Here is a 17626-nt window from a genome sequence, read left to right on the forward strand (position 1 = left end):
AGAACCATCGCGGCATGCCCTCACCCAGAGCCCGTCGCCGCGCCCACCCGTCCGTGCGCCGTCCGCTCTTCCATGTCGCGCTGGCGGCCCTCGTCCTCGTGGGCGGCACGTCCACCGGGACGGTGTACATGAGGGCCCAGGCGCATGACGGCGGGAGTGCCGCCGTATCGTCGTCGGCGTCATCGTCTGTACCGCCCCCGGCCTCCGCTTCCACCGCGCCGGGCGCGGACGTGGTCACTGAGGGGGATTCGGTGGAACCTGTGGCGGCGCCCGAGGTGGACCACGACGAGCTGCTCTCGGCGGCCCTGGCGGACGTGACCGCCGGGGCCGCCGCGGACGGGGCGACGGTTTCCGTGGCCGTGATGGACGTGGTGTCCGGCGATTCGGCCGTGTACGGGGACGCCCGGTTCGACACCGCGAGCATCGTGAAGACGAACATCCTGGCGGCGCTGCTGCTCCAGGCGCAGGAGGCGGACCGGCCGCTCACCGCAGAGGAGAGGACGTACGCCTCCGCGATGATCCGGAGCAGCGACAACGCCTCAGCGACGGCCCTGTGGAAGGCCATCGGGCAGGCGGACGGCCTGGACGCCGCGAACGTGCGGTTCGGGCTGACGGGGACCGAGGGCGGCGACGGCCTGTACTGGGGCCTGACGCAGACCACGGCTGCCGATCAACTCGCCCTGCTCCAGCAGGTGTTCGGGGACGACGACACGTCCGAGCTGAGTGCGGCCTCACGGGCGTACGTCCAGGAGCTGATGGGGCGGATCGCGGTGGACCAGGACTGGGGTGTCTCGGCGGCCGCCTCCGGCTCCTCGGCATCGGCGTTCGCCCTGAAGAACGGGTGGTTGCCGCGTACGGCCACCGGGCTGTGGGACATCAACAGTGTCGGCCGGGTCACGGTGGACGGGCAGGAGTACCTGGTCGCGGTGGTGTCGAACGGCAACACGACGAAGGCGCGGGGGATTTCGCTGGTCGAGGCGGCGGCTCGGGCGGCCGTCTCCCTCTTCGCGGACACGGAGGATTCGGCGGACGCCACGGCCACGACGAACGCGGCCACCAACTCGTAGACGCCAGAGCGCTGCCTCCGTCTCGGAGACACCGGAGTTCTGCCACCGACCCGCAGGCACCCGAGTTCTGCCACCGACCCGCACGCACCGGAATTCTGCCACCGGCCCGCAGGCGTCAGATGACGTACTCGTCGGGGCGGCCGCGACCGCGTCCGCGCCAGATCACCACCGCGGTGACCAGCAGGACGACGCCGAGGCCGCCCGCGACGGGGGCGGTCCAGCCGGCGGTCGGGTCTTCCTGCTCCACCGGGTCCGGTCCGGAGCCGAAGTACTTCCGGCCGTACGACGCCGACTTGAGGTCGTCGGGGACGAGCTTGCCGCCCGCCTCGATGGCGGCCGCCGGGTCGACGAAGCCGAAGCCGCGGGAGTCGTCGCGGCCGCCGACGGGGGTGTCGCGGGCGGTGTCCTCCAGCAGGCGTTTGACCTGGGCGGGGGTCAGGCCGGGGTGGGCCGCCCTGATGAGGGCGGCGGCGCCGGAGACGAAGGCCGCGGCGGCGCTGGTGCCCCAGCCCTCGTAGTACTTGCGGTCCGGGTCGGCGATGACGACATCCATACCGGGGGCGCTGATGGTGGCGTACCAGCGGCGGGTGGAGAACGGGGCGCGGCTGCCGTCCTCGTCGACGGCGGTCACCGCGATCACGCCCGGGTAGGCCGCCGGGTACGAGATGTGGTCGCCCTTCTCGCCGCCGTTGCCGGCCGACGCGACGACGATCGAGCCCTTCCTCAGGGCGTACTGGACGGCGGCGTCCTCGGAGGGTTCCGGGTGGGCGGACTTGGAGTCGTCGCCGAGGGAGAGGTTGATGACATCGACGCCCTGGTCGGCGGCCCAGCGGATGCCTTCGGCGAGGGCGTTGCCCCGGGTGCTGCGGGCCTTGGAGCGGGCTGAGTCGCCGTCTTCGAGGATGACGCGGACCGGGAGGATCTTCGCCTCGGGGGCGACGCCGAGGACGCCGTCGGCGTCGTTCACCCCGTGTCCGTGTCCGGCGATGATCCCCGCCATGGCGGTGCCGTGCCGGGCCCAGGAGCGGTCGCCGCGCGACGCCCCGAAGCCGACCATGTCCTTCGTCGGCAGGACGTTGCCGGCCAGGTCCGGGTGCTCGTCGTCGACACCCGTGTCGAGGACGGCGACGGTGATGCCCGCGCCCTTGGTGGTGCGCCACGCCTCCTGCGTGCGCATCGCGTCCAGCGCCCACTGCTGGTCGCGGATGCCGTCGGCGTGCGCGGCGGTGGACGGCAGGAGGGCCAGGGAGGCGGCGAGGGGGACGCTGAGGAGGCCGAGGCGGGGGGCGCGGCGGTCGCGCCGGCTGCGTCGGCCGCCGCTCCGGTCGGCTTTCGCGGCTCTTCCGGCGGCTGTGGCTGTCTCGGCCTTTCCTGTGGTCTTGGGTTTGTCGGCTCTCATGAAGGCTGCTCCGTGGCGGACGCGGCGGTCTTGCGCAGGCCGCGTTCGACGCGGTCGGCGAGGCCCTGGGCCTCGTGGCCGAGCCCGGACTGGGCGGGAGCCGTGGTGGCGCCGGATTTCATCGCGTCCGCGGCGGGCTGCGGTTCGGTGACGGTGCGGCCGTCGGCGAAGCCCGAGACGGCGTAGACGACGACGGGGGCCTCGGTGAGGACGGAGATCGTCCAGGAGGCCCGCTGGTTGTCGCCGAAGCCGGCGGCGACGGTGTCCTCGGCGGCGTACGGGCGGGGCATCAGATCGGTACGGCGGTCGAGGCCGTCCTTCTCGAAGCGGGCCTTGAGGGCGGTCATCGCGGTGGCGTCGGCCTTGGTGAACAGCAGGCCGACGGTGGTGACGTTGCTGCGGGTCGCGTCGGTGTAGGTGGCGCGCAGCAGCCGCAGACAGCCGACGGGGGCGAGGGCCTTGCGCAGCAGTGGGTCGAAGGCGTCCACGCAGTCGCTGTCGGGCGCGACCGCGATCCGGGTCCAGGTGCGGTCGGTGCCGCCGGGTCCGGCGCCCTCGCCCTGGAGGGTGGGCGGGAACAGTTCGTCCACGGGTACGCCGTGCCACAGTTGCCCGGCCGCCGCGAAGGTGTCGCGGGAGCCGTCCGCCCCGGAGTCCCCGGTGAGCCAACTCCCCGCCGCCGCGCCGCCGATGAGCCCGACGCCCAGCACCACGCAGGCGGCCACGGCCGCCGCGCGCGTCTTGGAGGGACGCGGCCTGCGCCGACCGTCGTACGACTCGGGCGGCGTCCACGGCGACGTGTCCGGCTGCGCGAACGTCACGAAGGGCCGCCCGGCCGACGCCTCGAACGCGGCGTCGAGCGCTTCGGCGGACCGCCGGGAGGGCCCCGTCGGGGGCTGCCAGCCGCCGGGCCGCTCGGGCGTGAGGGGACGCGGCCGGGGGGTCGACGCCGGGCCGGCCTCTTCGGGCAGGGGACTACGAAGGGGCGCTGCCGGAGACGGTACGACACCGCCGGAAGCCGGCACGCCGGTACGCGGCGCGGACGCCGGGGGCTGCCCGGCCGAGCGGGGCGATGGGTTGCCGGGGGCGGAGCTGGAGGGACGAGGAGACCCGCCGTTGGAGGTGGGGCCGGAGGGACGAGGAATCGCGCCACCGGAAGGTCGCGAGGACGCGCCGCCGGGAGCAGGGCCGGTGGAACCGAGCGACGCCCCGTCGGCCGTAGGGCCGGAGGAGCGGGACGACCGGTCACCGGAGGTGGGGCCCGTGGAACGAGGAGACCTGCCGCCGGCGGAAGGGCCGGAGGTACGGGGCGACCGGCTGCCGGGGATCGGGGCCGAGTCGTCCGTCCGGCCGCCCGAGGTCTGTGCGGCACCCGTACGTCGTCCGGTATGGCGCGCCGACGGCGGGGCGTCGGGGAAGCGTGCCGAGGCCGGGGGCGGGGGTGGGGCCTCGTCCGGGAGACGAGAGGCCGACGGGGGGTCCGGGAAGCGTGTCGAGGCTGCCGGGGGGGCGTCCGGGAAACGGGCGGAGGCCGCCGGGGGCGGTGAGGTGGCGGTGGTGCCGCCGTTCTGGCCGGCGCTACGGCGGAAGTCGGAGAAACGCGGGTGTTCAGCCCGGTGCGGGGTGGTGCCACCGTCCACGACGGAACCGCGCGAGGGGCTCTGCCCGACGGGCTGGCCGCCGCCGCGTGCGGGACTGTGCCCTGTCGCCGGGCCGGAGCCGCGACCGGCACCCTCCCCGGCCGACTGGCCGGAACCACGCGCAGGGCTGTGACCAGCGCCCTGATGGGAACCATGGGCGGAACTCTGCCCGGCTGCCTGTCGGGAGCCGTGCGAGGGGCCGCTCTGGCCGGCGGCAGGGCCGGAGCCGTGCGTACGGGAGTGCGTGGGCCCGCCCCGGCTGCCGGAACTCTGCCTGTGCTCCGGCGTGTTCGTCACGTCGGGGCCGTAAGGGCGCCGTTGCGCGTCGACCGCATCCGGGTCTCGTACGTCCCGGGATCCGTCCGGCGCCGATGAGGGCGCCGAGGACGGACGGGGCGGTGTGCTGGGCCGCATGGGCACACCCGCCACCGGCGGCCGTTGCGGACGCCGTGGCACGGTGGGCCCACCCCCGGTCGAGGGCGCGCGATCCGGACGGAGCGGCGGAGCGGCGGAGCCCCCCACCGGGCCGGAGCCAAGCGGAGGAAACGGTCCCGGCGTGCCTGCGTCCGACCGATCCGACGCGGACCCACGCGACGGCGGCTGCGGCTGCGACGTGTCGCCCGACGCCGGGGCGGCCGGTGTCGTCGGCGACGGTTCGTGGCCCGGCGGTATCGGCGGGCGGGGCGGGGCCGGTGGGCGTGGGGGAATGGAGGCGCGGCGCGCTTCAGTGCTCATGCACCCCCCGTTTCCTCGTCCCGGGCCGACCCGGAAGTCGTCCGGGCGTCCGACCGCCCGTGGGGAGCGGCCGTCACGCAAACCGTGGGAGTCGCCCCGCCGTCGGTCCGTCAACACCACGGGCAAGCCATACCCGTGGCAGCGGATCGGCATCCCCGTCGAGGTCGTCCCTGCGTGCGCGTCACTCTACGGGTTGGCCCCGGCCGAACGGGAACCAGACGGCGGGACCGTGGCTTCTGCCCGGAACGTCCCCCTACCCTGCGGTAATCATGTCTGGCAGGCTTCGTTCATGACTGCGCGCGCCGCCGCCCGGGCCCGCTACGACCGGGCCACCGCTCATCTCGACGCACCTCTCGCGATCGTCGACCTCGACGCCTTCGACGCGAACGCCGACGATCTCGTCCGCAGGGCCGGCGGCAAGCCGATCCGCGTCGCGAGCAAGTCCGTACGGTGCCGAGCACTCCTCGAACGGGTCCTGGCCCGTGAGGGCTTCCAGGGCATCATGTCGTTCACCCTCGCCGAGTCCCTGTGGCTGGCCCGTTCCGGGTTCGAGGACGTCCTCCTCGCCTACCCGTCGGCCGACCACGAGGCCTTCGCCGAACTGGCGGGCGACCCCAAGCTCGCCGCCGCCGTGACCGTCATGGTCGACGACCCCGCCCAGCTCCGGCTGATCGACGACTCCCGGCGGGGCGGCACCGAAGTCGTGCGCGTCTGCCTGGAGTTGGACACCTCGCTGAAGCTGCTCGGGGGGCGCGTGCGGATCGGGGCCCTTCGCTCCCCGCTGCACTCCCCCACGCAGGTCGCCGAGATGGCCCGCGCCGTCGCCGAGCGCCCTGGGTTCAAACTGGTCGGAATCATGGCGTACGAGGGTCATATCGCCGGTGTGGGTGACTCGGTGGCCGGGCGGCCGTTGCGGTCGCGTGCCGTGCGGCTGATGCAGGCCACCGCGAAGAAGGAACTGGCCGCGCGGCGGGCCGAGGTCGTGCGCGCCATACGGCGGGTGGCGCCGGACCTGGAGTTCGTCAACGGCGGCGGCACGGGCAGCGTGCAGCACACGGCGGCGGAGGACGCGGTCACCGAGATCGGCGCGGGGTCGGGCCTGTACGTGCCTCGGCTGTTCGACAACTACACCTCGTTCAGCGGGCGTCCGGCCGCGCTCTTCGCCATGCCCGTCGTACGACGGCCGGGTGTCGGGGTCGTCACCGTCCTGGGCGGCGGCTATCCGGCCTCCGGCGCGCCCGGCCCCGACCGGCTGCCGGTGCCGTATCTGCCGGAAGGGCTGAAGTACGACCCGCAGGAGGGCCCGGGCGAGGTGCAGACCCCGCTGCTCGGCGCGCCCGCGGACGACCTGCTGCTCGGCGACAAGGTGTGGTTCCGGCACGCCAAGGCCGGCGAGTTGTGCGAGCGGTTCGACGTGCTGCACCTGGTGGAGGGCGACGAGGTGACGGCGACGGTGCCGACGTACCGCGGCGAGGGTCACACGTTCCTGTAGCCCTGGAGTCCGGGAGTCCGCTCGTGGGCGCCCGGGCTCACGACGGGCCGAGGCTGCTGCCCACTCCCCCGCCCGTGTCGGCGTCGTCCACCGGTCGGATGCCCTTGACGATCCTGTCGATGTCGTCGACCGGCGGGCCGTCGTCGCCCGCGTCGAGGGCGAACCGGACGAGGACCGGGGCCTCGGAGCCGATGCTGGACGGGAAGACGAGGGACTGGACGTAACCGCCGGGTCCGGCCCCGGTCGTCACCCGCCAGCGCACGAAGTACCCGGCGCGGCCCGCGACGGCGACCGAGCCGGAGCCGACGACCTCGTGGCCGGTGATGCCGTTGTACGGGCGCCGGTCCAGTTCGTCGCGGTCGTACGCGTCGTTCGCGGCGTCCTCGATGTCGTTCTCGGCGAGGGCCTTCGGGGACGTCTCGCTGCTGCCGGTCACGGTCCGCGAGATGACCGTGCCCCTGCGGCACAGCCCGTTGTCGCCGGGGCAGTCGTAGATGCCGCCGTCCGTGACCAGGACGGCGTCGTCCTCGGCGGATCCGTCGCCGTCGACCCAGCCGTCGAGGATCGGGAAGGTGATGCCGTTGAGGCCGTCCACGACGACCGCCGGGTCGCCGGTGGGAGACGCGGTGGCGGGCTTCGTGGGGGTCGGGCTGTCGCTGCCCTCCGCGTCCGGGGTCGGGGAGGCCGTGGTGGTCCGCGTCTTCCCGCCCCCGTCGCCGTCCTTGCCGAGCACGAGGACGCCGCCCGTGACCGCCCCGGCGACCACGACGGCACCGGCCACGGCGAGCGCGACGACCTTGGTGCGCCCGGGGCCCTTGCCCACGGGCGGCTGCGGCTGCGGCTGCACCACCGGCGGGACAGGCTGCTCCGGCTGACGTCGGTGGTCGGTCCACGCGGTCCCGTCCCACCAGCGTTCGGTGAGCGGGAAGGACGGGTCGCGGTACCAGCCGGGCGGTGGCGAACTGCTCATCCCGGCACTCTAATCACACCGGCTGTGTCGGTGCTCCGGTTGCCCTAGAGCGGAGTGACGTACGCGCCCGAAATGCCGCCGTCGACCAGGAAGTCGGTGGCGTTCACGAAGGACGAGTCGTCGCTGGCGAGGAACGCGACGGCGGCCGCGATCTCGTTGGCCTCCGCGAACCGTCCGACCGGGATGTGCACGAGCCGGCGCGCGGCCCGCTCCGGGTCCTTCGCGAACAGTTCCTGGAGGAGCGGGGTGTTGACCGGCCCCGGGCAGAGGGCGTTGACGCGGATGCCCTCCCGCGCGAACTGCACGCCCAGCTCCCGCGACATGGCCAGCACACCGCCCTTGGAGGCCGTGTACGAGATCTGGGAGGTCGCCGCGCCCATCCGGGCCACGAAGGACGCGGTGTTGATGATCGAGCCCTTGCCCTGGCGGCGCATGTAGGGGATGGCGGCCTTGCAGCACAGGTACACGGAGGTGAGGTTGACCTCCTGGACCCGCTTCCAGGCCTCCAGGCCGGTCTCCAGGATGGAGTCGTCGTCGGGCGGCGAGATGCCCGCGTTGTTGAAGGCGATGTCGACGCTGCCGTAGGTGTCGTACGCGGTCTTGAAGAGCGCCTCGACCTGCTCGGCGTCGGTCACGTCGACCTTCACGAAGATCCCGCCGATCTCCTCGGCGGCCGCCTTGCCGCGCGCCTCGTCGACGTCGCCGCAGACGACGTGCGCGCCCTCGGAGGCGAGCCGGCGCGCGGTGGCGAGGCCGATGCCGCTGCCGGCACCGGTGATGACGGCGGTACGGCCGACGAGTCGGCGGCAGGCGGGGGTCTGGGGGGAACCCCCAGAGGATGGAGCAGTCTCCTGGGGCTGAGTCACTGTGCGGGGCCTTCCGTGCTGATGAAGACGTTCTTGGTTTCGGTGAAGGCGGTCAGGGCGTCCGGGCCGAGTTCGCGGCCGATGCCGGACTGCTTGAAGCCGCCGAAGGGGGTCCAGTAGCGGACGCTGGAGTGGGAGTTGACGGACAGGGCGCCCGCGCGGACGGCCTGGGAGACACGCAGCGCGCGGCCGACGTCGCGGGTCCAGATGGAGCCGGAGAGGCCGTACGGGGTGTCGTTGGCGAGCCGGATCGCGTCGGCCTCGTCCTCGAAGGGGATGACCACGGCGACGGGGCCGAAGACCTCCTCGGCGGCCACGCGCGCGTGGGGCTCCACGCCGGTGAGAACGGTCGGCGGGAACCAGAAGCCGGGGCCCTCGGGGGCCTTGCCGCGGATGCCGGGCGCGTCCGGGTCGACGTAGGAACGGACGCGGTCCAGCTGGGCCTTGGAGATCAGCGGGCCCATCTGGGTGGCCTCGTCGGCCGGGTCGCCGACGCGGACCGACTCGATGCCGGGGGCGAGGAGGTCGAGGAAGCGGTCGTAGGCGGAGCGCTGCACGAGGATGCGGGTGCGGGCGCAGCAGTCCTGGCCGGAGTTGTCGAGGAATGCCATGGGAGCGGCCGCGGCGGCGGCCTCGATGTCGGAGTCGGCGAAGACGATGTTGGGGCTCTTGCCGCCGAGTTCGAGGGTGACGCGCTTGAGCAGCGCCGAGCCCTTTGCCAACACCTGTTTGCCCACGGTCGTCGACCCGGTGAAGACGATCTTCGCGACGCCGGGGTGCTCGACGAGGGCGTTGCCCGCGACGGGGCCGTGGCCGGGGAGCACCTGGAACAGGCCCTCGGGCAGGCCCGCCTCGCGGGAGAGTTCGACCAGGCGGAGGGCGGTGAGCGGGGTGGTCTCGGCGGGCTTGAGGATCACCGCGTTGCCGGCCGCGAGCGCGGGGGCGACGCCCCAGGCCGCGATGGGCATCGGGAAGTTCCAGGGCGCGATCACGCCCACGACGCCGAGGGGTTCGAGGAACGTGACGTCGAGGCCGCCGGCCACCGGGATCTGCCGTCCGGTGAGCCGTTCGACGCCCCCCGCCGCGTAGTCGAGCAGGTCCCGGACGTTGCCGGCCTCCCAGCGGGCGTTGCCGATGGTGTGCCCGGCCTCGCGGACCTCGAGGAGGGCCAGCTCCTCGAGGTGGTCGTCCACGGTCGCGGCGAAGCGGCGCAGCAGCCGGGCGCGGTCGGCGGGGGACATGGCGTGGGCCCACAGCCGCTGGACCTTCGTCGCCAGGGCGACGGCCGTGTCGACGTCCGCCGCGGTGGCGGCCGGGACGGTGGCGACGACCTCCTCGGTGGCGGGGTTGAGTACCTGGAGCTGCTGCTCGTTCTGCTGGGACTGTCCGGACAAGAATGGGCCTCTCACAGCGGGTGAATCACGGATGTGCTCGGTGAGTCACAGACGTTCGAAGGAGCGGCGCAGCTCCCAGTCGGTCACGACGGCGTCGAAGGCGGCCAGCTCGACGCGGGCCATGTTGAGGTAGTGCGCGACCACCTCGTCACCGAAGGCGGCCCTGGCGATCGGGCTGTTCTCCCACAGCTCGGCTGCCTCGCGCAGGGTGGTCGGCACATGGGCGTACCCGGCGGCGTACGCGTTGCCCTCGCACACCTCCGGCAGCTCCAGCTTCTGCTCGATGCCGTACAGCCCGGCCGCGATCAGCCCGGCGACGGCGAGGTGCGGGTTGACGTCACCGCCGGGGAGCCGGTTCTCGAAGCGCATGGAGCGGCCGTGGCCGACGACCCGCAGCGCGCAGGTCCGGTTGTCGTAGCCCCAGGCGACGGCGGTCGGGGCGAAGGAGCCCGGCTGGAACCGCTTGTACGAGTTGATGTTGGGCGCGTAGAGCAGCGCGAAGTCGCGGAGTGCGGCGAGCTGTCCGGCGAGGAAGTGCCGCATGACCGGCGACATGTCGTGGCCGTCGGCCATGACGTTGACGCCGTCGGCGTCCGCGAGGGACAGGTGGATGTGGCAGGAGTTGCCCTCGCGCTCGTTGTACTTCGCCATGAAGGTGAGCGACATGCCCTCCTGGGCGGCGATCTCCTTGGCGCCGGTCTTGTAGACGGCGTGCTGGTCGCAGGTGACCAGGGCCTCGTCGTACTTGAAGGCGATCTCGTGCTGCCCGGGGTTGCACTCACCCTTGGCGGACTCGACGGTCAGCCCGGCGCCCGCCATCTCGTTGCGGATCCGGCGCAGCAGGGGCTCGATGCGGCCCGTGCCGAGGACGGAGTAGTCGATGTTGTACTGGTTCGCCGGGGTCAGCCCCTTGTAGCCGGCGTCCCAGGCCTGCTCGTAGGTGTCCTTGAAGACGATGAACTCCAGCTCGGTGCCGACGTTGGCCGTGTAGCCCAGTTCGGCGAGGCGCTCCAGCTGGCGACGCAGGATCTGGCGGGGCGCGGCGACGACCGGGGAGCCGTCGCTCCAGGCCAGGTCGGCGATCAGCATGGCCGTGCCCTCGTTCCAGGGCACCCGGCGCAGAGTGGACAGGTCGGGATGCATGGCGAAGTCGCCGTAGCCCCGGTCCCAGGAGGACATCTCGTAGCCGTCGACGGTGTTCATCTCGGTGTCGACGGCGAGCAGGTAGTTGCAGCCCTCGGTGCCGTGGGCGAGCACCTCGTCGAGGAAGAAGCGCGCGGCGAACCGCTTGCCCTGGAGCCGCCCTTGCATGTCGGGGAAGGCCAGGACGACAGTGTCGATCTCACCGCCCGCGACGAGGGCGTGCAGTTCCTCGACGGCGAGCGGGGGTGTGCGGTCTGCCACGGGGGAGGCCTCCTTGGGCTTTCTTCGGCGCTCGCGCACTTCTGCTCGTACTGCTTTCGTACCGCGCGCTTCATCGGCCGGACCGGAAGTCATAAGGTATTGCCGAGAACCATTGCTTGGGAAGGGGGCACGGCCATATGTCGGTGGATCCTGATGGCGGTCCGGAGGACCGGCTGACCCCGGTGCTGCGGCCGGTGCGGGCGGGCAACGGCTTCGAGGAGGCACTGGAGCAGATCCTGCAGGTCGTACGGCTCGGTCTGGTGCCCGGTGGCGAACGGCTGCCGGCGGAGCGCGAGCTGGCCGAGCGGCTCGGGATCAGCCGGGTGACGCTGCGCGAGGTGCTGAAGGTCCTCCAGGACCAGGGGCTGGTGGAGGCGCGGCGCGGGCGGTACGGCGGCACGTTCGTGCTGCCGCGCGCCGACGCCGGCGGCGAGGACGAGCTGCGCCGCCGTATCGCCGAGGTCGACATCGAGGACGTGCTCCGCTTCCGGGAGGTGCTGGAGGTGGGGGCTGCCGGGCTGTGCGCGGCGCACGGGCTGACCGACGAGCAGGCCGACCGCCTCCGCGAGGCGCTGGCCCGCACCCACGAGGCGCCCCTCGCCGAATACCGCCGCCGCGACACGCTCCTCCATCTCACCCTCTCGGAAGTGTGCGGCTCTCCCTCCCTCACCGCCCAGTACGCGGCCGTACGCGCCTCCGTCAACGACCTCCTCGACTGCATTCCGCTTCTGGTGCGCAACCTGGAGCACTCCCAGCGGCAGCACGTCGCCCTGGTCGAGGCCGTCCTCGACGGCGACGCGGACGGGGCGCGCGAGATCATGCGGGAGCACTGCGCGGGGACGGCGGCGCTGTTGCGGGGGTTCCTGACGTGAGGGTTCCCGCCGGCGGGCGGGCGCACCGGGGGCGCCTTGCCCTCAGCCGCTCATAAAGGTATGAACGTTTTCCATTGGGCGACGGTCCCGTCGAGCACGAGGGAGAAGCGCGTGGCCAGGCCGCTGATCGGTGTGAGTACGTATCTGGAGTCCGGTGCGCGCTGGGGTGTGTGGGAGCTGGAGGCGGCCCTGCTGCCGGTCGGCTATCCCCGGCTCGTCCAGGCGGCGGGAGGGCTCGCCGCCATGCTGCCGCCGGACGACCCGTCGTACGCGGCGGAGGTCGTCGCCCGGCTCGACGGGCTGGTGATCGCGGGCGGGCCGGACGTCGACCCGTCCCACTACGGCGCCGAGCGCGAGCCGCGCACGGGCCCGGCGGCGCCTGCGCGTGACGCCTGGGAGCTGGCCCTGATCCACGCGGCCCTCCACTCGGGCACCCCGCTGCTCGGCATCTGCCGGGGCATGCAGCTGCTGAACGTCGCCCTCGGCGGCACGCTGATCCAGCATCTCGACGACCATGTCATCGAGGTGGGCGTCTTCGGCCGCCACCCGGTGAAGCCCGTCCCGGGCACGCGCTACGCCGAGATCGCCCCCGAGGAGGCCGACGTCCCGACCTACCACCACCAGGCGGTGGACCGCCTCGGCGAGGGACTGCTGGCATCGGCGTACGCGGCGGACGGCACGGTGGAGGCCGTCGAACTGCCCTCCCCTGCCTGGGTGTTGGGCGTCCAGTGGCATCCCGAGATGGGCGAGGACGTACGGGTGATGCGCGCCCTCACGGAAGCGGCGTCCTGAGCGGATCCCCTCACGAGAACCGGGCCGCGCCCCTTACCCGAGCCGCGTCCGGGGGTTGTCGGGCGGGTGCGGGTCGTGTGTGGTTGCTCGCGCAGTTCCCCGCGCCCTTTGACAGCATGGGTGGCGCCCGGGGTCTCTCAGGGGCGCGGGGAACTGCGCGACAAGCCCCCACTGACCCGCAGCCGAACAACAAGGGTAGGGGCGGCGGGGGCGAAAACCCCCTCAAGCGCCGGCCGCGGCCCCTCGCGTCAGCCCCAGCAGATCCCGCGCCGGCCCCGCCGGCCGATGTCCCGTCGGCCATACCGCCCGCAGGGCCCGGCGCAGGTGTACGCCGTCCACGGGGATGCGGACCAGACGACGCGCGGAGAGTTCCTCGCCGAGGGCCAGCTCACTCAGCACCGCGGGCCCGGCGCCGCTCAGGGCGGAGGACTTGACCGCCGTGGTGGAGGAGAGCTCGATGAGGGGACGGGCCAGGCTGCCGAGGGCCGCTTCCAGGACCTGTCGGGTGCCGGATCCCTTCTCGCGGAGGATCAGCGGCGTGGAGGCCAGTTCCGCCGCCTCCAGGGGCTTGCGGCGGCGGGCCCAGGGATGGCTCGGGGCGGTCACGACGATCAGGTGGTCGTGGGCTATCACCACCGCGTCCAGCCCGGCCGGGACGGTCGGCCCCTCGACGAAGCCCAGGTCGGCCTCGTCCGCGAGCAGCCGTTCCGCGACGACCGTCGAGTTGCCCGCGAGGAGCGACACCGCCGTGTCCGGGCGCTCGGCTCGCAGCGCGATCAGCCAGCCGGGCAGCAGATACTCCGCGATGGTCATGCTCGCCGCGACCCGGAGCCGGGAGTCGCGCCGGTCCCGCAGCGCCTGCGCGCCCACGTCGAACGCCTCGGCCGCCTCGACGATCCGCCGGGCCCAGTCCGTCACGAGCGCCCCGGCGTCCGTGAGCCGGGACCCGCGCGGCGACCGGTCGACCAGAGCCACGCCCAGCTGCCGTTCCATGGAGCGGATCCGGCTGCTCGCGGCCGGCTGCGTGATTCCCAGCTCTCGCGCCGCCCGCCCGAGCGAGCCCAGCCGCGCGACGGCCAGCAGCAGTTCGAGCGCACCGAGATCCGGCACCCGGTGCCCCAGCCCGCCCCGCTCCTCGCGCTCGCTCATAACCCCAGCTTATGTCCCCATACAAGCGGACTCCCTGGTGGGGCCCGCGCGCCGACGGGACGCTCGGAACATGGCCACCGCAGTCCGTCCAGAGCATCCGGCTCGCCCAGCCCGCCCGGTCCACGCAGTGCGTCCGGTCCGTCCGGGCCGCTCCTCGGCGACGCTCCCCAGCCCCAGCCCCAGCCCCCACCCCCGCCTCCCCGCCCTCCGCCACCTCGGCCCCAACTGGTACGCCCCGATCATGGGCACCGCCATCGTGGCCACCGCCGGCGCCGGACTCCCCCTCGACCTGCCGGGCCTGCGGACGGTCTGCACGGTGGTCTGGGCGCTCGCGCTCCTCGCCCTGGTCACTCTTCTCGGCGCCCGCGCCCTGCACTGGGTCCACCACCGCGACCAGGCCCGTGCCCATCTCCTCGACCCGGCCGTGGCCCCCTTCTACGGCTGCCTCTCCATGGCCCTGCTGGCCGTGGGCGGCGGTGCCCTCGTCGTCGGCCGGGACTGGATCGGGGCGCGGGCGGCCGTCGCGCTGGACGTGGTGCTGTTCGGCGCCGGGACGGCCGTGGGCCTGGTCGCCGCCGTCGTCGTGCCGTACCTGATGGTCGTCCGCCACCGGATCGAGCCGGCCCAGGTCACCCCCGTACTGCTGCTCCCCCTCGTCGCGCCCATGGTCTCCGCCGCGCTCGGTCCCCTGCTCGTCCCGCATCTGCCGCCCGGGCAGGCCCGGCAGACGCTGCTGTTCGGCTGTCTCGCGCTGTTCGGGCTGAGTCTGCTGGCCACGCTGCTCGTGCTGCCGCTGGTGTTCGGCCGGCTGGTCACGGCGGGGCCGTTGCCGCTCGCGCTCACGCCGAGCCTGTTCCTCGTCCTGGGCCCGCTCGGGCAGTCGACCACCGCCGCCGGCAACCTCGCCGACGCGGCCCCCGACGCCGTACCGACCCCGTACGCGCACGGTCTCGCCGCGTTCGCCGTCCTCTACGGCGTGCCGGTCATGGGCTTCGCGCTGCTCTGGCTCGCTCTCGCCGGGGCGATGGTCGTGCGGGCCCGGCGGCGGGGCATGGGGTTCTCGATGGGGTGGTGGGCGTTCACCTTCCCGGTGGGCACCTGTGTGACCGGCGTGGAGGGGCAGGCCCGGCACACGGGGCTCATCGCCTTCGACGTCCTCGCCGTCGCGCTCTACGCGCTGCTGCTGGCGGCCTGGGCGACGGCCGCCGCACACACCATGCGCGGACTGGTCAGCGGACAGCTGCTCGCAGCGCCGCGCCCAGCACCTGAGGGGCCTCGGCCAACGACGGGCCGTACCAGGTGAGATGACGGCCGCTCAGCAAGGCGCTCGGCAGTCCGGGGAACGCCTCGGGGCCGTCGTCGGCGGTGAAGCGGTACGGCTCGTCGGGCAGGACCACGACGTCGGGCGCGGCGGCCCGCAGCTCCTCGACGGGGACCCGCGGATAGCGCTCCGCGTGCCCGGCGTACAGGTTGTCCACGCCGAGCCGGGCGAGCACGTCGCCGGCGAAGGTGTCCCGGCCGAGGACCATCCAGGGCCGCCGCCAGATGGGCACCACGGCGGTCGTACTACGGCCGGGGGTCAGCGGGCCGACCGCCGGATCCGGCAGCCGGGACCACACCGACTCCGCCTCGTCCAGCCAGCGCGGCCGGGACCGGGCTCCGCAGGCCCGCAGCACGCGGTCCAGTTCGGTGAAGGCGTCCGGCACGTCCCGTACCTCGGTGACGAGGACCTCGACGCCGGCCTCCCGCAGGGCGGTCAGGTCGGGCTCGCGGTTCTCCTCCTCGTTGGCGATCACGAGGTCGGGGGCGAGGCGCGCGATCACATCGGTCTTGGGATTCTTGGTGCCTCCGACCCGTACGACATCGAGATCACCCGGGTGGTCGCACCAGTCGGTGGCGCCGACCAGCAGGCCGGGCAGCGAGACGGCGACGGCCTCCGTCAGTGACGGGACCAGGGAGACGACACGGGGGACGGAGCTCATGGCAACCTCACGCGCCCTGGCGGTGGCGGTCCTCCAGGGCCTCGATGTGGTCGGCGACGGCCACCACGACGACCCGGGTGTCGGGCTCGGTGGCCCGCCACCGGTGCCGTACGCCACCGGACATGTACAGCGTGTCGCCGCGGCCGAGGCGGTGTGCGCGGCCCTCGGCCTCGACCTCGACGGCGCCGTCCACGACGTACATCAGCTCGTCGTTGCGGTGCTGGACCTCGCGGCCCTCGTCGTGGTCGCCGGTGAACTCCATGGCGTGCAACTGGTGGTGACCGCGCACCAGGGAGCGCGAGCAGGAATCGGGGGGCGTGAAACCGTCATCGGCGGCGCGCACGACATCGACGCTGCACGCCGGGTCGGCCGCGGCGAGCAGTTCGACGGCGGTGGTGCCGAGGGCGTCGGCGATGCGTTCCAGGGATGGCTTGCTGGGACGTGCCCGCTCGTTCTCCACCTGGCTGAGGAAGGGAACCGACAGGCCGCTGCGCTCGGCCACGGCGGCGAGGGTGAGCTCCTGTGCCCGGCGCCGCCGCCGGACGGCCGCGCCCACCCGAAGGGGCTGTTCTTTGTGGTCGCCCATCGCTCCGGCTCCCTCCTTCGCTCGTCGGTCGGCTCGCAGACGCCCGCTGGGTCGGCTTGCGAACGCTTACTGGTCCGGATACGGATGCCCACCCGTCCGGCACTCATCGCGCGCACTTCTCCTGATGAGTTCTCTGCACCCTACGCATGTTCGGCAAACCGTTTCATGCGCCCGTCACATCCCTGTAAACCGGGACGGGGTCCATGCTCACAGTTCTCGCCAGTAGAGCAGCTGTCCCGCCTCCTTTTTCGCCGCTCCCTCACGCGGCACGAAGAGGCTGACCAGGAGGGCGGGACGCCCGTCGGGACTGTTGACGAGGGCGGCCGACGGGTTGGCGAGGGAGGTGCTGCCGCCGTGGGTGCGCGGGGTGACACGGTCGGCACGTCCTGTCACCGGATCGTAGGCGTACGTCCGCCAGCTGCCGAAGTCGTCCCGCAGGCGTTGGCCCTCCACCAGCACCAGGGGTTCGCCGCCCAGTTCGAGACGGGTGCGGTCGCCGATGTTCCCGGCCGTCCCCCAGGCCGCCACGGCCCGGTCCAGCCGGTCATCGGCCTCGACGCGCCAGGTCGTGAAGTCCCTGAGCGTCGCCCGCAGTTGGCGGTCGGTGCCGCAGGACTCCTGGTAGTGCCCGGTGAGTTCGACCGTGTCGCCGTGCACGGCGGTCACGTCCGGCGTGCCCTCGGCGCAGGGCGACAGGGTGCGCGGGGCGTCGTACGCGCGGTCCGCCTCGCCTGTCAGAAGGGCGTCGAGATCGGGGTAGCCGCGGACCGCGATGTGGTTGTCCGGATCTTTCTCGTACGCCAGTACGTAACCGCCTCGCCCGTTCGGCGCGAGCGACGGCTGGCTGGTGCCCGCGCCGAAGTCGTGGCGGCGGGTCCAGGTGCGCAGGTCCGTGGAGGTGGCGACCGCCGTGTGGAAGCGGCCGTCGGCGAGCGTCGAGTGGTAGACCGCGAGGTACGTGCTGCCGTAAGGGACCTGGAGGATCTCGGCGGTGTCCATCGTCCGCCCACCGTCGTCCCGTACGTCGTACACGAACCCGTCCGCCTCCCGCACATCCCCGGCCAGCTCGACGAACCGCTCCGCCGCCACCGACACGGGCTCCGCGTTCGCCACCGGCAGCCGCGCCGCCAACGGCGCGCCGAGCACCAGCGCGACCACGACGGCGAAGAGCGCGGGACGGCGGCGTACGGGCATGCGGGTCTCACAGGAACGGGCGGAAGCGGAGAGTCGAGACTACGGACGCCCGCGGAGTCCCGGAACGCGACGAGGGGTGGGGTT

15 protein-coding genes are annotated in these 17626 nt (G+C 73.3%); 5 read left to right on the forward strand and 10 right to left on the reverse strand.

Annotated elements, in window-relative coordinates; genetic code table 11:
• Nucleotides 1–14: 14 nt before the first annotated feature.
• Nucleotides 15–1067: a class A beta-lactamase-related serine hydrolase gene (locus JIX55_RS10995; RefSeq protein WP_257563115.1), complete on the forward strand. Its 1053-nt coding sequence runs from the start codon at nucleotides 15–17 to the stop codon at nucleotides 1065–1067.
• 115 nt (nucleotides 1068–1182) lie between these two features.
• On the opposite strand, the gene mycP is transcribed toward JIX55_RS10995, so the two are convergent.
• Together mycP and JIX55_RS11005 are read right to left on the reverse strand one after the other, a co-directional pair.
• Complete coding sequence (mycP, locus tag JIX55_RS11000; protein ID WP_257563116.1) at nucleotides 1183–2466, reverse strand: type VII secretion-associated serine protease mycosin; 1284 nt, start codon at nucleotides 2464–2466, stop codon at nucleotides 1183–1185.
• Nucleotides 2463–3287: a hypothetical protein gene (locus tag JIX55_RS11005; protein ID WP_257563117.1), complete on the reverse strand. Its 825-nt coding sequence runs from the start codon at nucleotides 3285–3287 to the stop codon at nucleotides 2463–2465. The genes mycP and JIX55_RS11005 overlap by 4 nt, the downstream gene beginning before the upstream one ends.
• Before the next feature lie 1843 nt (nucleotides 3288–5130).
• On the opposite strand from JIX55_RS11005, the gene JIX55_RS11010 reads away from it, so the two are divergent.
• On the forward strand, nucleotides 5131–6333 hold the full coding sequence (locus JIX55_RS11010) for an amino acid deaminase/aldolase (protein WP_257563118.1): 1203 nt from the start codon (nucleotides 5131–5133) through the stop codon (nucleotides 6331–6333).
• Nucleotides 6334–6370: 37 nt separating this feature from the next.
• Here JIX55_RS11010 and JIX55_RS11015 read toward each other — a convergent pair whose 3' ends face one another.
• Genes JIX55_RS11015 through JIX55_RS11030 form a run of 4 tightly spaced genes read right to left on the reverse strand, consistent with a single transcriptional unit; the run spans nucleotide 6371 to nucleotide 10967 of the window.
• A complete protein-coding gene (locus JIX55_RS11015) occupies nucleotides 6371–7303 on the reverse strand; it encodes a DUF2510 domain-containing protein (RefSeq protein ID WP_257563119.1) in 933 nt (310 codons plus the stop codon).
• A gap of 44 nt (nucleotides 7304–7347) precedes the next feature.
• On the reverse strand, nucleotides 7348–8169 hold the full coding sequence (locus JIX55_RS11020) for a 3-oxoacyl-ACP reductase (RefSeq protein WP_257563120.1): 822 nt from the start codon (nucleotides 8167–8169) through the stop codon (nucleotides 7348–7350).
• The gene (locus JIX55_RS11025) at nucleotides 8166–9563 is read right to left on the reverse strand and encodes an aldehyde dehydrogenase family protein (protein ID WP_257563121.1); all 1398 of its coding nucleotides are present in this window, start codon (nucleotides 9561–9563) and stop codon (nucleotides 8166–8168) included. Before JIX55_RS11025 ends, JIX55_RS11020 begins: the two co-directional genes overlap by 4 nt.
• Nucleotides 9564–9608: 45 nt before the next feature.
• Nucleotides 9609–10967: a glutamine synthetase family protein gene (locus JIX55_RS11030; protein WP_257563122.1), complete on the reverse strand. Its 1359-nt coding sequence runs from the start codon at nucleotides 10965–10967 to the stop codon at nucleotides 9609–9611.
• Nucleotides 10968–11104: 137 nt separating this feature from the next.
• On the opposite strand from JIX55_RS11030, the gene JIX55_RS11035 reads away from it, so the two are divergent.
• A complete protein-coding gene (locus JIX55_RS11035; protein WP_257563123.1) occupies nucleotides 11105–11839 on the forward strand; it encodes a FadR/GntR family transcriptional regulator in 735 nt (244 codons plus the stop codon).
• A 111-nt stretch (nucleotides 11840–11950) separates the two neighbouring features.
• Nucleotides 11951–12631, forward strand: coding sequence for a gamma-glutamyl-gamma-aminobutyrate hydrolase family protein (locus tag JIX55_RS11040; protein WP_257563124.1), 681 nt, complete (start codon nucleotides 11951–11953; stop codon nucleotides 12629–12631).
• Nucleotides 12632–12853: 222 nt separating this feature from the next.
• Here JIX55_RS11040 and JIX55_RS11045 read toward each other — a convergent pair whose 3' ends face one another.
• Nucleotides 12854–13780, reverse strand: a complete 927-nt coding sequence (locus tag JIX55_RS11045; RefSeq protein ID WP_257563125.1) for a LysR family transcriptional regulator — start codon at nucleotides 13778–13780, stop codon at nucleotides 12854–12856.
• Nucleotides 13781–13850: 70 nt separating this feature from the next.
• Between JIX55_RS11045 and JIX55_RS11050 the strand changes: the two genes are divergently transcribed.
• On the forward strand, nucleotides 13851–15083 hold the full coding sequence (locus JIX55_RS11050) for a TDT family transporter (protein ID WP_257563126.1): 1233 nt from the start codon (nucleotides 13851–13853) through the stop codon (nucleotides 15081–15083).
• Here the strand turns inward: JIX55_RS11050 and JIX55_RS11055 are convergent.
• The 3 genes from JIX55_RS11055 to JIX55_RS11065 form a co-directional block, all read right to left on the reverse strand.
• Entirely contained in the window at nucleotides 15010–15762 is a 753-nt protein-coding gene (locus JIX55_RS11055; RefSeq protein ID WP_257563127.1) for a helical backbone metal receptor, read from the reverse strand. The two genes, JIX55_RS11050 and JIX55_RS11055, sit on opposite strands and share 74 nt — an antisense overlap.
• A 7-nt stretch (nucleotides 15763–15769) precedes the next feature.
• Nucleotides 15770–16348, reverse strand: a complete 579-nt coding sequence (locus JIX55_RS11060; protein ID WP_257563128.1) for a helix-turn-helix domain-containing protein — start codon at nucleotides 16346–16348, stop codon at nucleotides 15770–15772.
• A gap of 207 nt (nucleotides 16349–16555) precedes the next feature.
• On the reverse strand, nucleotides 16556–17542 hold the full coding sequence (locus tag JIX55_RS11065) for a hypothetical protein (protein WP_257563129.1): 987 nt from the start codon (nucleotides 17540–17542) through the stop codon (nucleotides 16556–16558).
• Nucleotides 17543–17626 lie beyond the last annotated feature (84 nt).

Origin of the sequence: Streptomyces sp. DSM 40750 (assembly GCF_024612035.1) — a bacterium.
In the GTDB taxonomy this organism is placed as follows: domain Bacteria; phylum Actinomycetota; class Actinomycetes; order Streptomycetales; family Streptomycetaceae; genus Streptomyces.